Origin of the sequence: Aequorivita iocasae, assembly GCF_016757735.1 — a bacterium.
Lineage (GTDB): Bacteria > Bacteroidota > Bacteroidia > Flavobacteriales > Flavobacteriaceae > Aequorivita > Aequorivita iocasae.
Map to the genome: position 1 here is coordinate 3007919 of NZ_CP068439.1, position 16441 is coordinate 3024359.

The window sequence follows — 16441 nt, forward strand, 5'->3', positions numbered from 1 at the left end:
TCAATAGCATAAGCACCCATAGTATCAATTTAGAATTTGAAAATACCCCTTTTTAGGTATTTACAACCCTTAGAATGTTTTATAAGTTTGAAGTTCAAAATTATACTATGATGAAAAATTACGTTTTGTTTTTTATGGTACTGCTATTAGTAGGGTGCTCCAAATCTGATGACACTTCCGAAGATCAACTTGGGCCTGGCCCTTGGGACGAAAATATTGCGGGCGGAAACCTAAAGATAAGTTTGGAGCCCATAATAAGCCATCAGCAAGTGGGTAGTAACGAAGCCGACATTGCATACATATGCAGGGATGAAATACCCCGCAAACCCTTGACTATTTTTCAGTTTAAGGTGTACGTGCCCACCTATTTGGAAACAGGATATTCTTCAGGAATTGAAAATTTCACCGTTGACGTGTTTTACGATAACACCACCTCAGAATCCTTAGATATCAATTTGGATTATGAGAACCAAGTATTTGATGAGCTCACGCAGCTTCAATACTCCGTGTATGCGGTGTATGTGTTTAATAGAAATGTTAAAATATATCGTGAGAACCTCGAGCAGATTAAGGCAGCGTTTGATGTGGTGTATAAAGACGATGAAGGCGAAGAACTGTATCGCGGCAGTAAGGAAATTGTTTATAATATAAGCACCAATGAAGAAGCTTGCAGCCCTACAGGAGGAACAGGACAAGGAGCAATAATGTTTTTCAAGAGTGAGGAGTATGGATGTAATATTGGCCTACGGGTGTATATGACGGGGCCTTCGGGAAATGGGGAAGGTACCATTCGGGAGATGTATGATTTTTACAATAATGCACCCTACACAAACTGTGGCACCAATGATCCCGGGCTCTTGGTTTTTGACTCGTTAATACCAGGCTCCTATACCTTTTGGGCCACCTGCGATGGCGTGGAAATATTTCCTCAGCAAACCATAGAAATTTACAATGACAATTGCCAAGCCTTTGAATTTAAAAGTCCTTAATAAAAGGAAACTCTTTTTAAGCAACAAAAACCTTTAACAGATAATACTTATTTTAAATTAAATGATTTTGCACACCAAAACTATTCTAATGAACTTGAAACAACTCATATTTTTTCTTTGCCTTGCCATTTTTTGCAATTCCTGTGAAATTAATGACGCGCCGGAAGATTCAGAAACGGAAGAGGAACAACAACAAAATGATGAAACGCAAGAAGAATTATTTGGGGCTATAATGCTGTATGATTGCAGTTGCACCTTAGTGACAGCAGGAAGTCCTATTTACAATTGCCATGCGGACGGTACCGTAACTTCAGACCGAGTGGAACTTCTGAAGGATGGAGTGTTGGTAGCCACTGGCTTTGTAGTGCTTGACGCTGGAGTATCCAGCAATGACGATTGTGGGGAAGACGGTGCAATGACCGTTACTGGCTTGGCAGAAGGCACTTACAATATTAAAGTGTATTGTGGAAATAGCGACACTTTAATTCAAACAACCAGTATTAGTGTATCGGCTGGTATTTGCAGAACAAAATATCTCTTTTAAAGCAGCCGAACAGCTTTATAATTCCGGTAATTGCTTCCAATTTTCTGGGTTATAGCTGTTATCCATTTTTTCAAGGGCTATTAGTACTTGGGCAAGACTGCGCAACAAGGCGGCGTTAGGCTCCTTTTTTAGAATAGATCCAATAACGTGTTCCCGAAGGTTTGGGTGGGTTTGCCGCATCTGTTGCACGTGTTTGGTCAATGCTTCTTCGGCCATGATCACTTGCTGTTTAGCCAACTTCTGATCCAAAATGGCGTCCTCATACTTATCTATTACCTTATCATAGGCATTAAACCCCTCTAGGGTATCCAGTAGGTTGACCCCGCCTTCTTCTGGCGGTAGGTTGCCCAGTTGCTTTAGTTCGCGCATAATGGCTGGTTGGTCTAGCGCTGGTTGTGAGATAAGCCATTCTTGAAATTCCTGCGCCGTGCCCTCGGTTATCAGCTGTAGTAGTTTTTCACGGTATTTCATAGTAGCTATTTGTTTTGATGGTTTTATAGTTTGCTGCATACATACTTTTTAGATTTAAATCTTTATGCTTTAAAATGTGCAACTCAACCAACTGCGGACACGTACGGGAAGCCAGCGCCAACCTTCGAATTTAAATTTAATGATTCACTTTGCATACCGCAAAAGTTTTTCTATCAGACAATAAATATACATAATAAGTCTTGTCAAACTTATTTTCCGTAATTGAGGAATTAGACATATTCAGTATATCAAGTTTATTTTGATATAGGTAATCATCCAATTCAATATTTAAATAGTAGTTACCTTCTTTAAATTTCTCACTTGTCATGATGGCCTTTTCCAAGTTTTGAAAAGCCAAGGAATCAACGTTGTAAAAGAGGTATTCCATCATAGGCTTAAGAAACCCTCTATCTTTACCTGATTGAATCAACGTGATATTATGGTAGTTGCTATCAAATTCTGCCATGGCAAGAACCTCATCAAATAGTTGAGTATCTCTTTGACATCCTACAAATAGTAACGCGATGAATATTAAAAGGAGTTGGTTCAATTTTAATGATTTAATACAACTGCTTGATTTTCAATACTATTGATTTGCATGTATACGCTTTGGTTGTATTTTTGGGGTAATTTAGGTGATTTTTAGAAGTTTTTCAGTGCTTCCTATTTTCATTATTGGGCAAATGAATACTATTCTTTTGAAGAACGGGATGGGTACTTTTCTCAGAATACATTGTGGTGCGTAGTGTTTTTTCGCTTTTTAGTCTGTATCTAATTCTTTCTTTTTCTCCTCAAACGCATCTAAACAATTTTCCAAAAAATTACCTTCGGAATGAACACATTCACAAAATTCATTTCCAATTGTTTCATATTTTGTATTATCATATTGTTTCTTACAGTCCTTCATTGAATTTCGGGGCATAATATCAAATCCCTTTAGGAAAATTAAAATTATAAGTACAAAAGTTGCCCCCACTCCACCAAAAAATAGAAAAGGAAATTTACTATTATATTTTTCAGGTTTCTTTACAATACCATAATCAGGTATTTTCTTAAAAGGCAATATGTACTTTAACCTATCATAGTTCCAAAAGAGTATGTACAAGTTTGCTAAAACCATGAGTGGTGAGGTAACAAAAGAACCCTCAAATCTCACTGCTAAAGACAGAATACATATATTAACTATTATTGGAAAATAAAGAAGTGCACCTAAAGTTACTGTGCGAGGTATTAAAAGTAGTATTGCTGCAAGAATTTGGGCAATTCCGATAAATGGATAGTAATAGCCTGTATGGTGTAGCGCAGTCAAATATGCCCCCATGGGATGAATTTCGGATAGACCACTTGCGAATTTTTCATCCATAACCTTCACTATTCCTGCAACAATAAAAGCATATGCTAAAATTATTCGACAAAAAATAGAGAAATACCAATACCATTTATTATGCTTGGCTTTTAAATAAAATTGATCAAATTTAGTTAAGTTGTTCAATTCAATTTCGTTTTTGGTTAGCTGTTCATAAGATATTCAATATAGTAATCTAATGAAAAATTAGCGGTTTTGTGCCAAACAGTAATATTCTGTTTTTGAACTTGAAATAACAATGTTTTTGCGTTATTTAAATATTCTTTTAATTGTATCCACGCATGCTCCCTTCCCTATTATTTCAGTGGTTAAATCAGGAGCAATGAAAACAACATTTTCGTGAAGTGCTAATTCAACTTTTTCAAAATCACGCTGCGTCCAACCTGTATTAAAAGATTCGATAAAATTTTCAATTTATTCCTTCATGGTATCGATTTTTAATGCCAAACAACATGTGTATTTACAACTGATTTAAATATTCTACTGTAGTTATACCGAATATGTGTGCAACTTATTTATTTCAAATATAATTTAAAACAATACACTGATAGTACGGGAAACTGTAACAGGCAATATTCCACTAAGAACCTTTAACGGTTAACAATTTATCATTTTTGAAGTGGGAAGTCTGTCAAGAACCAAAACCAAGAACCAAGAGCCAATAATGAAAGAGTAAGAAAATCGATTCACAATTCACAATTCACAATTCACAATTCACGATTCACGATTCACGATTCACGATTCACAATTCACGTCTCACGATTCAAGATTCACGTCTCACAACTCACAACTCACTTAATCTGCCTTTACCAATTCAATATTTAAGTAGGTGCCGTCAGCAATTGTCCTCACATTACCGTCTTGTGGGGTATCCGTAAAAATATAAACCTGCTCATAGGCACTAAAATGAACCATTTTGGTTAGGGTAGCCGACACCTTATCCCCATTCCCCATAAAAACGTAGGTCGCAGAGCCTGGAATAAAGTTAGAATTCCATCCTTTTGCAAGGCTGAACTTTATATTTAAATCGCTCCCCCCTGTTTTTTCTATTGCAACGGCATAGGTTACACGATATGTACCCGCTTTAATAAACTGAACATTATTTGAATTAACAGTAATATTCTCAGAAACAGCTGTTATTCCAAAATTAATTGGAGTCCATGGATCCAAATTTTGTGTATTTGAAGCATATATATCTGCATATGCTGTATTTCCCAATTGAGGATAGGATGTCCAAGTTGCATTTCCACTGGCGTCAGAAGTTAAAATCTTGCCCGCACCTTGGCTTCCATCTGCAATTTTAAGCGTTCCATTCTGCAGTTTTAAAGTCCCGTCTACTTTAATATTTCCCTTGACATCCAATTTTTCGGTAGGATTACTGGTTCCTATACCAACCTTAGTGGCATCCCAAGATGAAAGACTTAAATTATTTCCTAAAATTATTGTATTGGGATTGTTGGCTATGGAACCATTTCCTATTGCTACTGCATTTTGTGCACTCGCGTTTGAATTATTTCCCAAGGCAGAGCTGTTAGCGCCGGTTGAGATACTGCTTGTGCCTATTGCCACTGCATATTGCCCTGTTGCCTTGGAAGAGGTGCCTATTGCAGTACTATTTTCACCCGTTGCCTCGCTATTGGTGCCCACTGCCAGGGTATTGTTATTAGTGGAAGCTTTAGCATTTACGCCAATTGCCGTAGCCTGAAAACTTGATGCGGTAGCTGAATTACCCAGCGCAAGCGTGCTGTTGCTTGTTATGGCTTTTGCGTTATATCCTAAGGCCGCCGACTGAAAGCCCGAAGCGGTTGCTGAGGCACCCACTGCAGTAGCTTGATTGCTGTTTGCTGCGTTGGCGTTTGTACCTATTGCAATGGAGTTGTTTTCATTGGCCACTGCCCCATACCCCAGTGCCATCCCGCCGTGGGGATCAAATAATGCAAACCGACTGTTATTTACTTTAAAATTAAGCGCGATATAATTTGTAGTGCCTAAAAATTTGGTGCCATCCACATTATTTCCATTCAAAGACCAGCCATCGCTACCGCCCCCTGTACCGGATGAACCTGCAGAAATTGCATTCCAAGCACTGCCATTCCAGAAATAAAAACCTGGATTAAGATCGGCTGTTGTTGAGGTATTATAGACCAGAAGACTAACGGCTGGGTTTAACACAGTGCTATTGTCGCCAGAGCTCGTTAATGCCACTCGGGGAAAGAGCACTCCTTTATTACTGGCGGAAACATCAAGCATACTTGATGGGTCTGGAGAAGTGGTATTAATACCAACTTGTGAAAAACTTAAAAAGGAGAAAAAGAATAAGACGAAAAAGATGTAGGTAGTTTTCATTATAAATTTAATTGATTTGGGTGGTGCAAACGTACTATCCCTTATAAACTCATCTAAATCTTTTCGATATAACCATTTATAAAATCGTTAAAATGTTGATTTGGTTGATTTAGAAGCCTTTATACGTAAGAATATTCCTATATAATTTAGGTAGATGGAACGATTATAGCTTAGTATGGTAGCCTCCCATTAACTACCCATCCCTTTGAGAAACTATGGGCAAGCCACCGCTCAGGATAGGCCCGCGCTCAGGGTAAACTTTACTTATTCGAAATCGCTGGCGCATTTTAATTAATGAATAAATAATAATGAATAGAATTGCTACTTAAACTTTTAATTTTTTATTCTAATCTGAAATTATATATTTATTTAATAAAATCCCGAAACATGAATAAGCTCATAATCATAATATTTATCTTATTTGTCAATACCCCTCTATTTGCAAAATCTGGGAAAATTATTTTGACGGGGCAAATAAAGAACCACACCGAGACTGCCATTGCGATAAACCATATCGATAATAAAAAATTGGCTTCAGCAGAATTGGATGTCAATGGAAACTTCAGTATTTCAACAGAAATGGAAGAAGGCTATTATCTTCTTAATTATGGGAGAAATACAACCTACCTCTATCTCTACCCAAATGATAACCTAAAGCTTACTTTTGATGCCAATCTCTTTGAAAGCACACTCGCCTTTAGTGGAAAAGGGTCTGAAAGAAATAATTATCTGGCCAAAAAATCGGTTGTAGAAGCTGAACTTACACAAGACTTGGAAACATTTTACAAGGTAGATGAAGCCACCTATCTTTCAAATATTGAACGTGTTAAAAATACACTATCCGCCTCCCTCGATCAGTATGATGTTGAAACTTATTTTAAAAAAGAGGAAATCAAAAGTTTGGAATACGCACGCCTCTTAAGAATTCAGAACTACACCTCCAATTATAAATTCTATATAGGCGAAACGATTACTCCCTCAGCAGATTTTTACAAACCCATTCAAAACTTAGATGTAAAGGACACCAAAGCATACAAAACGCAGCCCTATTATCGCTATATTGTTAATTCAGTATGGAGTGACCGTATTGAAGCAGCTTCCGGCGTAGATGCCATGTTGGATGTTTTCCGAAAGGTACCATCAAAAGAGCTGGCGACGAGTCTGGTTAATGGATTCTATTCCGATATTTCCACCAATAAGGAACGTTCCAAAGATTATCTGGACCTTATCAAACGAATTACAAATCAAGAGCGCTTTATAGAAGCTGCAGAAAAAAGATATGCCGAAACTTTGATGGCCAACACATTACAGGAAGGCGATATTTCACCTGATTTCAGTTATGAAAGCTTAGAGGGCAGTAACGTTAACCTAAGCGATCTCAAGGGCAACTACGTTTATATTGATATCTGGGCCACTTGGTGCTCCCCCTGTATTAAACAAGTGCCCTATCTGAAGGAACTGGAAAAACGCTATCACGATAAAAAAATAGTTTTTGTAAGCATTTCAGTAGATAAAGCTGATTTTAAGAATGCATGGAAACAAATGATTGCCGATAAACAATTGGGTGGACTCCAACTTTTTGCTGATAAGTCCTTTGACAGTGATTTTATGGATGCCTATGCAGTAAACTCCATTCCTCGTTTTATCTTGATCGATCCGGAAGGCAAAATACTCGATCCGGCAGCACCCCAACCTTCTTTTGCAAAAACAAACACACTCTTGGATAGGTTATTAAATTAAGTTTTAATGATTCCCTATTTAGTGTATTTCAAATTTACTCGAACACCTTTGTTTTCGTATTAATTGAAATTCTGCACTCAGGTCCCTGAGTGGCCGATGAAGGAGGCTGTATCGAAGGTACCGGCCTCGCGAATGACAGTTTTACAAAATATCAAAAGCCTTCCTCGAACAGCCTGCCCTGCGCAGGCGAAGGGTCTTTGCGAAGGAGCGACCCAAGGAGCGACTGAAGCAATCTGCCCAGGGGTGGTTACAATCATGATAACAAGTAGCCTCATGAGATTAACTCCGTTGAATCTTCGATTTGCCACGCTGCGCTCGCAATGACGGTTTTGTTCATCATTGGTACCGTCATTGCGAAGGAGCGACCCCAAGGAGCGACTGAAGCAATCTGCCCAGGGGTGGTTACAATCATGATAACAAGTAGCCTCATGAGATTAACTCCGTTGAATCTTCGATTTGCCACGCTGCGCTCGCAATGACGGTTTTGTTCATCATTGGTACCGTCATTGCGAAGGAGCGACCCCAAGGAGCGACTGAAGCAATCTGCCCAGGTGTGGTTACAATCATGATAACAAGTAGCCTCATGAGATTAACTCCGTTGAATCTTCGATTTGCCACGCTGCGCTCGCAATGACGGTTTTGTTCATCATTGGTACCGTCATTGCGAAGGAGCGACCCCAAGGAGCGACTGAAGCAATCTGCCCAGGGGTGGTTACAATCATGATAACAAGTAGCCTCATGAGATTAACTCCGTTGAATCTTCGATTTGCCACGCTGCGCTCGCAATGACGGTTTTGTTCATCATTGGTACCGTCATTGCGAAGGAGCGACCCCAAGGAGCGACTGAAGCAATCTGCCCAGGGGTGGTTACAATCATGATAACAAGTAGCCTCATGAGATTAACTCCGTTGAATCTTCGATTTGCCACGCTGCGCTCGCAATGACGGTTTTGTTCATCATTGGTACCGTCATTGCGAAGGAGCGACCCCAAGGAGCGACTGAAGCAATCTGCCCAGGTGTGGTTACAATCATGATAACAAGTAGCCTCATGAGATTAACTCCGTTGAATCTTCGATTTGCCACGCTGCGCTCGCAATGACGGTTTTGTTCATCATTGGTACCGTCATTGCGAAGGAGCGACCCCAAGGAGCGACTGAAGCAATCTGCCCAGGGGTGGTTACAATCATGATAACAAGTAGCTTCATTTTTTTTCCATTTGCGAAGCTATAAAAGGAATTCTTGGCGCTAAGAAATAGCCTGTCAAACTTGCAAATAATATGGGTATGAAATGTCCAAATCCGGTAAGAGTAGCTAGTAAAATGGTTGTACTCATTGGTGTACGTGTTACACAAGCGTTAATTGCTGCCATACAGCTAACTATGGCTAATGTTAAATTTATAGTCGGAAATAGTTGATGGATAATTAGCCCCAATGTTGCGCCTACGAAAAACAGAGGTATTATAAATCCACCCCTCCAACCTGATGTAACGGTTATGGAAATTGCTATGATTTTAAAAATCAAAATTGCACACAGTAAGGTTAATGAGAAATTTTCTGATAGTAGTACGTTTATCTCGTGATGTCCAAAGTATCGGGTTATGGGAAGATAAAATGAAATGATACTGTAAGCTTCCCTTAAAACCGAACTGTTTAAAAGTAGAATAATTATCTTAAATTTAAACAGTATTATGAGACGAAGTAAATTTTCACCGCAACAGATTGCAAAGATTTTAAAGGAATTCGACAACGGAAAGAGTGTTGACCAGATCAGCCGTGAGCACGGTGTTGCCCCTGCGACCTTCTATAAGTGGCGCTCCAGGTATGCCGGGATGAACACCAAGGAGCTCAAGCGCCTCAAGGAGCTGGAAGAAGAGAACGCCAGGCTCAAGCAGATGTATGCCTCCCTTGCCCTTGACCACCAGATGGCCAAGGAGATCATCGAAAAAAAGCTCTAAAGCCCTGCAGGAAGCGAACCATTGCCAAAGAACTTATTCATTACGGCATCTGCAGGGCGTGCCGTGTACTCAACATGAGTAAGAGTGTTTATTATTATAGGCCGTTGCCCAAGGATGACAGCGAGATAGAACAGGCCTTACAACAAAAGGCAAAGGAACATTCAGAGGAAGGTTTTTGGAAGGCCTATGACCGGTTGCGCGAAGAGGGAAAACCCTGGAACCATAAGCGTATGCACCGGGTCTATGTGGCACTGGGGCTCCCCTTGCGCAGAAAGGTGAAGAAACGTTTGCCTGCCAGAACAAAAGAACCCCTGGAGGTTCCAAGCGAGCTCAACCATACCTGGAGCATGGATTTTGTAACAGACGTCCTAGAGAACAAAAGGCGCTTTAGGGCATTTAATATAATCGACGATTTTAACAGGGAGGCACTCCATATTGAGGTCGACTTCTCCCTGACGAGCAACCGCGTGGTCTGGGTGCTCAACCACCTTATCAATAAAAAAGGCAAACCAAAAAAAATACGGATGGACAACGGCCCTGAGTTTATCGCCAAGATCGCCTCGGAATGGAGCGAGATGCACGATATCGAGTTCAAGTATATACAGCCGGGGAAACCCACACAAAATGCGTTTGTCGAAAGGTTCAATGGGAGTTACAGAAGAGGGGTGCTCAACAAATATATCTTTGAGGATATAGATCAGGTAAGGGAGCAGACACAGATATGGATGCACGATTACAACCATTACCGCCCGCACGACGGGCTGGGTAAAATACCGCCGGTAAAATATGCGGAACTTAATTCTCTTGGGGCTAGCCCCAAGAGAATTAAAAACAATAAGTTTGTAAAAGTATTAGAAAAATGAACAGTTCTAATTAGGGGAAGCTTACAATACCAAGTAAAATTCCACCAATTAAAGTTTTGATATAAATGGGTATTGGTCTTTTCTCGAAAAGTGATTTGAAAAATTTGGTGCAAAAAATAAAAGCCCATCCAAAAGCTGCCCCTATGATTGCAAAAAGAACTGCATAACCAAAATCAAAAATCCCTGAATATTCATAAGCAGATAAATCCCATATGGGACCAAGACCTAAATGAATGATTAGGGCGAACACCAAATAACTAAAGCAACTTGCAACAAATGCGGGAATTATGGCTTTGTAATATTCAACTGCGTGTTTGTGGTGGAGTATTTCCAAAGAAAATAAACTGCCCCCTAAAGGAGCTCCAAATAAAGCAGTAAAACCTGAAGCCATACCCGCAATACTTAATGATTTTAACTCTTCGCCTTTTAGTCGAAACATTTTTCCTAACCAAGTACCTGTAGAACCTGTTACTTGTACCAATGGCGCTTCTGGACCTAAACTTCCACCTGAGGCAACACACAATAAAGAGGAAAGTATCATTGAAGGATTGTTTTTAGGGTCAAGCTTCCCTTTATTAAATCGAATGTTGTTTACAATTAAATGTATTTCTCCCGGGTCTCCAATGAAGTGAATTATCAAACCTGCTAAAAGTCCGCAAATTGCCATAACGGGAATTACTTGCCAACCATTAAAAATTGCTAATTGGTGTGTTAAGAATTCAAGTCCAATCCAATAAGCGCCTGCAATTATTCCACCCAATAATCCAAGTAAAGCCCATAATAGAAACGTTCGACTGAAAACGAAAGGATTAAATTGGACTGGTTGGTCTAGAATATTTAAGTATGTTACTAATTTTCTTCTTCGTTTTAATTTCACTGTTTGGTTTTTGTTTTATAGGGCACCACAAGCGTACAGCTGGCGGGATGCCCACGCCAGCTTGGGGTATTTATGAATGCAATACTAAATATCAAAATTATTTTTAACTAGTAGCCCCCTCAACAATAGCAACCTCCTCCTCAGTTAAACCGTAAAGCTCATACACTAATTGGTCTATTTGGGCTTCGAGTTGAGTAGTATCAAAATTTTCATCTTCTTCTTTCAAAGTAATCAGATAATTAATAATATCTATTATTGCAGTAAAGTCCAATAAACTCTTAAGAAAGGGTAACTTCAAAATATGAATTATTTTAGTTTCAACGAAAGTATTACCTAAAGAAGGTGCGATAATTCTTCTTATGTAATAATTAGCAAATTTTGAATTTAGTAACCCCAAAACTGGTAACAATCTTTCATAACTATTAAATTCATAGTCTTTAAATTGAATTGAAAAAAAGTTATTTGATGCATAGTTAGATTTATCTATGAATGCTTTAAATGGGTTACCAGTTCTTGTTAAATATATTTTTGGATTATTAAAGATTCTCTCATCTCTTAGGGAAGCATATTCGTTTTTGTCCTTGTCAATAATTTCCTTTCTGTAATCTACAAACCAACCAAATCTATAGGAAATGTAATTTTCTATTTTATCTCCATTACGACCTCCAAGAAACATAGGTTTTTCAAAATCATTTGTTTTTGTTTCAATAAATAACTTTTCACGTATGTTTCCAGAGTGAATACCTTCATGGCACTGCAAATAATCATCAAGAATTTTACAATCTCTCAATTTATTAAGAATATTAATATCCTTTTCATCCAATAGGATGTTATAAGTGTTATCATATTCTTTAAGTATAAAATCATTCTTTTTTGCCAACCATTTGTTTTCTACAATTCCAAGGTTTTTATAAAATCGCGTTGAAATGGTCGATTCGTTTATTTCCTTCGTCAAATCTAAAAATAATGTACATACGTCATGTTCAACATCTATAAAGGGTCTTACGGAATCTGGAATAGCTGTATTTTGATACCAAGCCAGATTATAAAGCCCTGAAGCACATAGTTCTCTAGTATTGGAAAAATCTTTTACCAGAATACTGTCCGGGAGAATTTGGGTAATAAATGAATGAGAAATACTAAATGAAAGACCCATAAAATAAGCAAAAGTATTCGGTGTCGAACTATCAATATTTGAATATTTTAATTTTAAAAATGCTTTCTGTTCTTTAGACAAAGTTGCTCCCCATGGCGGATTCCCAATAACCACATCAAAACCCACAAAGTCGCCATTGTCATCCAGCACCTCCGGAAACTCAAAGCGCCACTCAAAGGCATCTTCGTAAATCTTGTTGTTCTTTATTTCCTCAATTTCGGTTTCCAGCTTGGCGGTGTCCTCCCCTAACTTCTTTAGCTTTTTGTTCCAGGCCGCCTTTTCCTTTGGGCTCATCTCAAACATTTGGGTTTGGTTGGTCATGCCAAAGAGTTCGCCCTTCAGTTTGTTCAACCTTTTCACCTTGGGGTCGTTAAGCGATATCTCAGAACGGAAATCGCTCTTTATATCGGCTATCAGCTTTTCCATGGCGCGCTTCTGCTCCTTGTTTTGGGCGTTTCTATACGTATCAACCGCCACGCGGTAACTATCTATGGTCCACTTGCTGCTTTTTAGCGCCTTCTTTAGGTCGGCATCCAGCGCGAACCTGCTTATTAGCGAGTTGCCGCGCTTTATGTTTATGTCTATGTTCGGCAATGTCTCCAACTCGCTTTCGGTTTTGTAATAGGCGTTTTTAAGCAGCTCTATCCAAAGCCGCAGGCGGCAGATTTTTACGGAGTTTGGGTTTATGTCCACCCCAAACAGGCAGTTTTCAATGATAGTCTGCTTTTCGTGGAAAAGGGTTTGCTGTATGCGCTGGCTTTCCTTGTTGGTAGGGTTGTACTCAAACAGTTCGCCGTCCTCATCGGTAACTATCAATTCGTCGTTTACTACTTCAAATTGGTACTCTTTTAGGCGTTTGCCATCGCGGTCCTGCAATATTTTTAGGTCGTTCTTGATGGCAATCATCTCATTGAGTGCCGACACCAGAAAATGCCCCGACCCTACTGCGGGGTCACATATTTTTAGGCTGTTTACAATTTGGTTTGCCTCTGCCCTATCTTCTATTTTGTCATAAAGGGCATCTATATCTTTACAATCCCAATTTTTGGTTTCGTTAAACTTTTGCACCACCGCCTTGCGGATGGTCTCCCGGCACATATACATAGTAATAAAACCAGGCGTAAAAAACGAACCGTCCTTATAGCCGTTTATCTTTTCAAATATCAGCCCCAGTACGCTGGCGTTGATTAGGGTTTTGTTGTCTTCCTGAATTTCTTCCTTGCCCTCGCTGCTAAAATCGTAGGCGTTTAGGAATTCAAACAGATATTCCAAAGTGCTTAAACTGCCCGTGCGTTTTTTGCCCGTATCGGTTTTCAGCACCGTTGCGGAATAAAGGGGCAGTTGTTTCTCGTCGCGCAGGTTGCTTATAAACAGGGTGGCGTGCTCTATGCCTGTGGGTTCAAACAGCGAACTGTTTAGGTAGGGCACTTTTGCAAAAATATCCTTTAAATCGGTGGTGCGCTCCTCGTGTTTTCGCGCAAGTATTTGAAAGAAAAGGCCATTCAGGTCGTCGTAATCATGTATTTTCTTGTGGCTAAGAAACTCGTAGCTTTTATCGCCTTTGTGATAGGTAAGCAGCTGCGCTTCCAGCAACTTAAGGAACAGGATGCGGTTAACCCACGTAATGGCAAGCTCCAGACCTACATTAAAAAGACGCTCCTCGTAAGTGACGCCAAAGTGCTGCGGATTGTCCAACCTGCTTATTTTGTCTAGACTGTCCAACTGGATAATGGCATTTTCCAACAGACTACCATTATTGCGCTCCCCGGGCTTGTTGCGGGCTATCAGTTTCTTGCTGCCCTCCTTGGTTTCCGAAAGACCGATAATGTGGAGCAGTTCGCCATAAAAGCGTTTGTCCAGACTGTTGCTGTCGTTGGCAAAGGGGAGTTTTAATAAATGTTCCGGGGAAAGGAGTTTGAATAGCGCAATGAGTTTGTTATCGTCATTCGGGTTGTCGTTGCGCAGCGGTTTTTCATATTCGCGGATATCGAAATAGGTAAACTCTATTTCCTGTTTGATGGTGTTGATAAAGGGTTCCGCAATTTCCCTGTAGAAGAAATCGGTAGTCTTTCCCGCCAGCCTGCCCGCCTCAAAATCGGTAAACTGTTTTACCAATGCTTTGTTCTGTGCAAACAACCGCTCAAAACTGTTGGCATCAAAAATGAACCACTCATTGATATTGGTAACCACCAGCTGTTTTACCTCCAGGTTTTTATGGGCAATGCGCTCCCGCAGATAGTAAAGCACCAATTCCTGAAAGGCTTTTGCATTGAGCTTCTCCCCGGTTACCATCTCTGCCCTATTGGTTGGCTTTTTGGCCTCAATGATTACGCCCACGCTGCTCTTTGCCTTGTTGCCATTGTGGATAACAAGATCGTTGCGGCCTTTGGTATTTATAAAGTGGCTGGGGTCGTAATAGGTTTTCTTTAGGAAATCGGAAACCAGATTTTTGTGGAACTCCTCGCTTTCGGTATCGTTGGTACGGTCCAGTAATTCTATAAGATTGGCCTTAAAGCGCTCAATCTCGGTGCGGTTTGGTTTTATTTTTAGGAAGGCCTTGTTTATTGCCTTTCTGGGTTTTAGGGCTTTTGGTTGCATTTATACTGTTTGGTTGTGTTGATTGGGTAATTTAGGGATTTTTTGGGGAACGGTCTGGCTATGCGCAGTGTCCCAAAGGGCATTGCGTATAGGTGTTGTTGGGCGTAGTTTTATATTTTTTCAATTACGTTTTTAACTAAGTCTTGTATAAAGGCTATTGCCTTATAATCTTCAATAACCAATGTGTTTGGGTGCGCACAAGAGTTTCTGATTCCGAGTTTCTCATCAAGAATCTTTCGTGTATCATTAGATATGAGTTTGGCCACCCTTAATAGTTCAATAAAATCTGATTCTTTTATATCACTAAAGTCTTCCTTCTTATTGATTGTTATTTTTTTGTATTTCCCGTGAGCTTGAATAGCATTATTGAATTTCGCAATGTTAGGGACCTGCAAAACATGCTCATAAATTGTATCAATAGTAAGTAGCCACACCATTAGAATGGATGCTCTAAAAGATTTTACTTCAAAACATGTGATTGCTTCTTCAAGGAAAGATTTTTGTTCTTTCCCACTTACGTTTTGCAACAAATCACGCAAGGTCGTAGAAATCTCTCTTTTATGAGTTGTTCCAAGGTAGGTTTCTTCTAAGCCCTTTTTGGCCTTACGCTGAAAACTTAGACCACTCTTTCCTGAAATTAGGACTGCAGGCTTTTCCTTTTTTAATTTTAGAACCTCATTAGATACATTAGCTGGAAGTGAAAGAGAATGTTTCTCAAATTCAGCCTTAATATCTGTGGTTGTAAAAAATTCTTTAGAATATTCAACGCAATGGAAGAAGGCAATTAACTTGACCTGTTCCTTTTGAGTTAATTTCTCAAAATCGTCTACTCTATCAATTAAATCAGAGACATTCATTTTTCTGACTTGGTTGGAAGGTCTTCATCAACGAATATTTCAGCAGCGCGTGTTAATTTCCAAGCACCAGATACGCCTTCTACAGGCTCAAACAAGTCACGTGTGTTTTTATTATTAATTATTATTTGTCTCATAAACTTAGGCCTTCCTTTCAAATCCAAAATCCGGTATGCAAATTCCACATTACCTTCCGTGAAATATGGAAGTTTTCTTACGAATTGGATATAATATCCTATTGCAGCAATTTTGTTACCTGTGTTGGAATCTGCTCCAGGACATTTTGATAGAAAAAAGTCCTTAAGCCCCTCTATTTTGCCATCCTTTAGATAGTCGAATTTTTCTGATTCTATTGAGGGAGCCTTTCCTGATGAAGTTTTTTTCTTTGACTTCTTTTCTCCATTTGTTGTCTCAGTTACAGTTTTACTTCCTTTTGGGGTCGAAGTAGGATTTGAGGAATGTGATTCCACTTCTACACTTTCTTCAGCTTCGAAATCACTATTATTCTGATAAGCTTTAATATATTCTTTGAAATGTTCGAGTTGGTTGCTAACAAACTCCTCGCTTCCTTCTAATTCAATTTGACCATCTTTTAGGTTGATCTTGGCTTTTGCTGTATTCATATTACTTTAGTTTTAATTACGCCCAACGGTCTCGGCTATGAGTAGTTGCGTGGTTTAGC

Annotated in this window: 11 protein-coding genes and 2 pseudogenes; 4 read left to right on the forward strand and 9 right to left on the reverse strand. The window is 39.4% G+C overall.

The genetic code is table 11. The features are described 5' to 3' along the window. Nucleotides 1–107 precede the first annotated feature (107 nt). On the forward strand, nucleotides 108–989 hold the full coding sequence (locus JK629_RS13825) for a hypothetical protein (RefSeq protein ID WP_202336193.1): 882 nt from the start codon (nucleotides 108–110) through the stop codon (nucleotides 987–989). A gap of 88 nt (nucleotides 990–1077) precedes the next feature. Further along, the gene (locus tag JK629_RS13830) at nucleotides 1078–1533 is read left to right on the forward strand and encodes a hypothetical protein (protein ID WP_202336194.1); all 456 of its coding nucleotides are present in this window, start codon (nucleotides 1078–1080) and stop codon (nucleotides 1531–1533) included. A gap of 15 nt (nucleotides 1534–1548) precedes the next feature. Here the strand turns inward: JK629_RS13830 and JK629_RS13835 are convergent, their stop codons facing one another. The 4 genes from JK629_RS13835 to JK629_RS13850 form a co-directional block, all read right to left on the reverse strand. Beyond that, nucleotides 1549–2043 carry a hypothetical protein gene (locus JK629_RS13835; RefSeq protein ID WP_202336195.1) on the reverse strand — a complete coding sequence of 165 codons (495 nt, stop codon included), beginning with the start codon at nucleotides 2041–2043 and terminating at the stop codon, nucleotides 1549–1551. A 97-nt stretch (nucleotides 2044–2140) separates the two neighbouring features. Continuing rightward, nucleotides 2141–2554 (reverse strand): hypothetical protein, encoded by a 414-nt coding sequence (locus tag JK629_RS13840; RefSeq protein ID WP_202336196.1) that lies wholly within the window; start codon nucleotides 2552–2554, stop codon nucleotides 2141–2143. A gap of 210 nt (nucleotides 2555–2764) precedes the next feature. Continuing rightward, nucleotides 2765–3496: a DoxX family protein gene (locus tag JK629_RS13845; RefSeq protein WP_202336197.1), complete on the reverse strand. Its 732-nt coding sequence runs from the start codon at nucleotides 3494–3496 to the stop codon at nucleotides 2765–2767. A gap of 669 nt (nucleotides 3497–4165) precedes the next feature. Further along, complete coding sequence (locus JK629_RS13850; protein ID WP_202336198.1) at nucleotides 4166–5716, reverse strand: hypothetical protein; 1551 nt, start codon at nucleotides 5714–5716, stop codon at nucleotides 4166–4168. 387 nt (nucleotides 5717–6103) lie between these two features. Between JK629_RS13850 and JK629_RS13855 the strand changes: the two genes are divergently transcribed. Next, on the forward strand, nucleotides 6104–7456 hold the full coding sequence (locus JK629_RS13855; RefSeq protein WP_202336199.1) for a TlpA family protein disulfide reductase: 1353 nt from the start codon (nucleotides 6104–6106) through the stop codon (nucleotides 7454–7456). Nucleotides 7457–8657: 1201 nt separating this feature from the next. On the opposite strand, the pseudogene JK629_RS13860 reads toward JK629_RS13855, so the two are convergent. Beyond that, nucleotides 8658–9077: pseudogene (locus JK629_RS13860) on the reverse strand (chloride channel protein); the annotation flags it as partial. Nucleotides 9078–9144: 67 nt separating this feature from the next. Between JK629_RS13860 and JK629_RS13865 the strand changes: the two are divergent. Then, a protein-coding gene (locus tag JK629_RS13865) for an IS3 family transposase (protein WP_202336200.1) occupies nucleotides 9145–10274 on the forward strand; the annotation gives its coding sequence in 2 pieces (ribosomal slippage) (nucleotides 9145–9406 and nucleotides 9406–10274; 1131 coding nt in all). A gap of 16 nt (nucleotides 10275–10290) precedes the next feature. On the opposite strand, the pseudogene JK629_RS13870 reads toward JK629_RS13865, so the two are convergent. From JK629_RS13870 to JK629_RS13885, 4 genes and pseudogenes are all read right to left on the reverse strand, one after another. Next, nucleotides 10291–11151, reverse strand: a pseudogene (locus JK629_RS13870) (chloride channel protein); the annotation flags it as partial. Between the two features lie 103 nt (nucleotides 11152–11254). Further along, a complete protein-coding gene (locus JK629_RS13875) occupies nucleotides 11255–14905 on the reverse strand; it encodes a DUF7149 domain-containing protein (RefSeq protein ID WP_202336201.1) in 3651 nt (1216 codons plus the stop codon). A 110-nt stretch (nucleotides 14906–15015) separates the two neighbouring features. Beyond that, complete coding sequence (locus JK629_RS13880) at nucleotides 15016–15762, reverse strand: hypothetical protein (protein ID WP_202336202.1); 747 nt, start codon at nucleotides 15760–15762, stop codon at nucleotides 15016–15018. Then, entirely contained in the window at nucleotides 15759–16382 is a 624-nt protein-coding gene (locus JK629_RS13885) for a hypothetical protein (protein WP_202336203.1), read from the reverse strand. The genes JK629_RS13880 and JK629_RS13885 overlap by 4 nt, the downstream gene beginning before the upstream one ends. Nucleotides 16383–16441 lie beyond the last annotated feature (59 nt).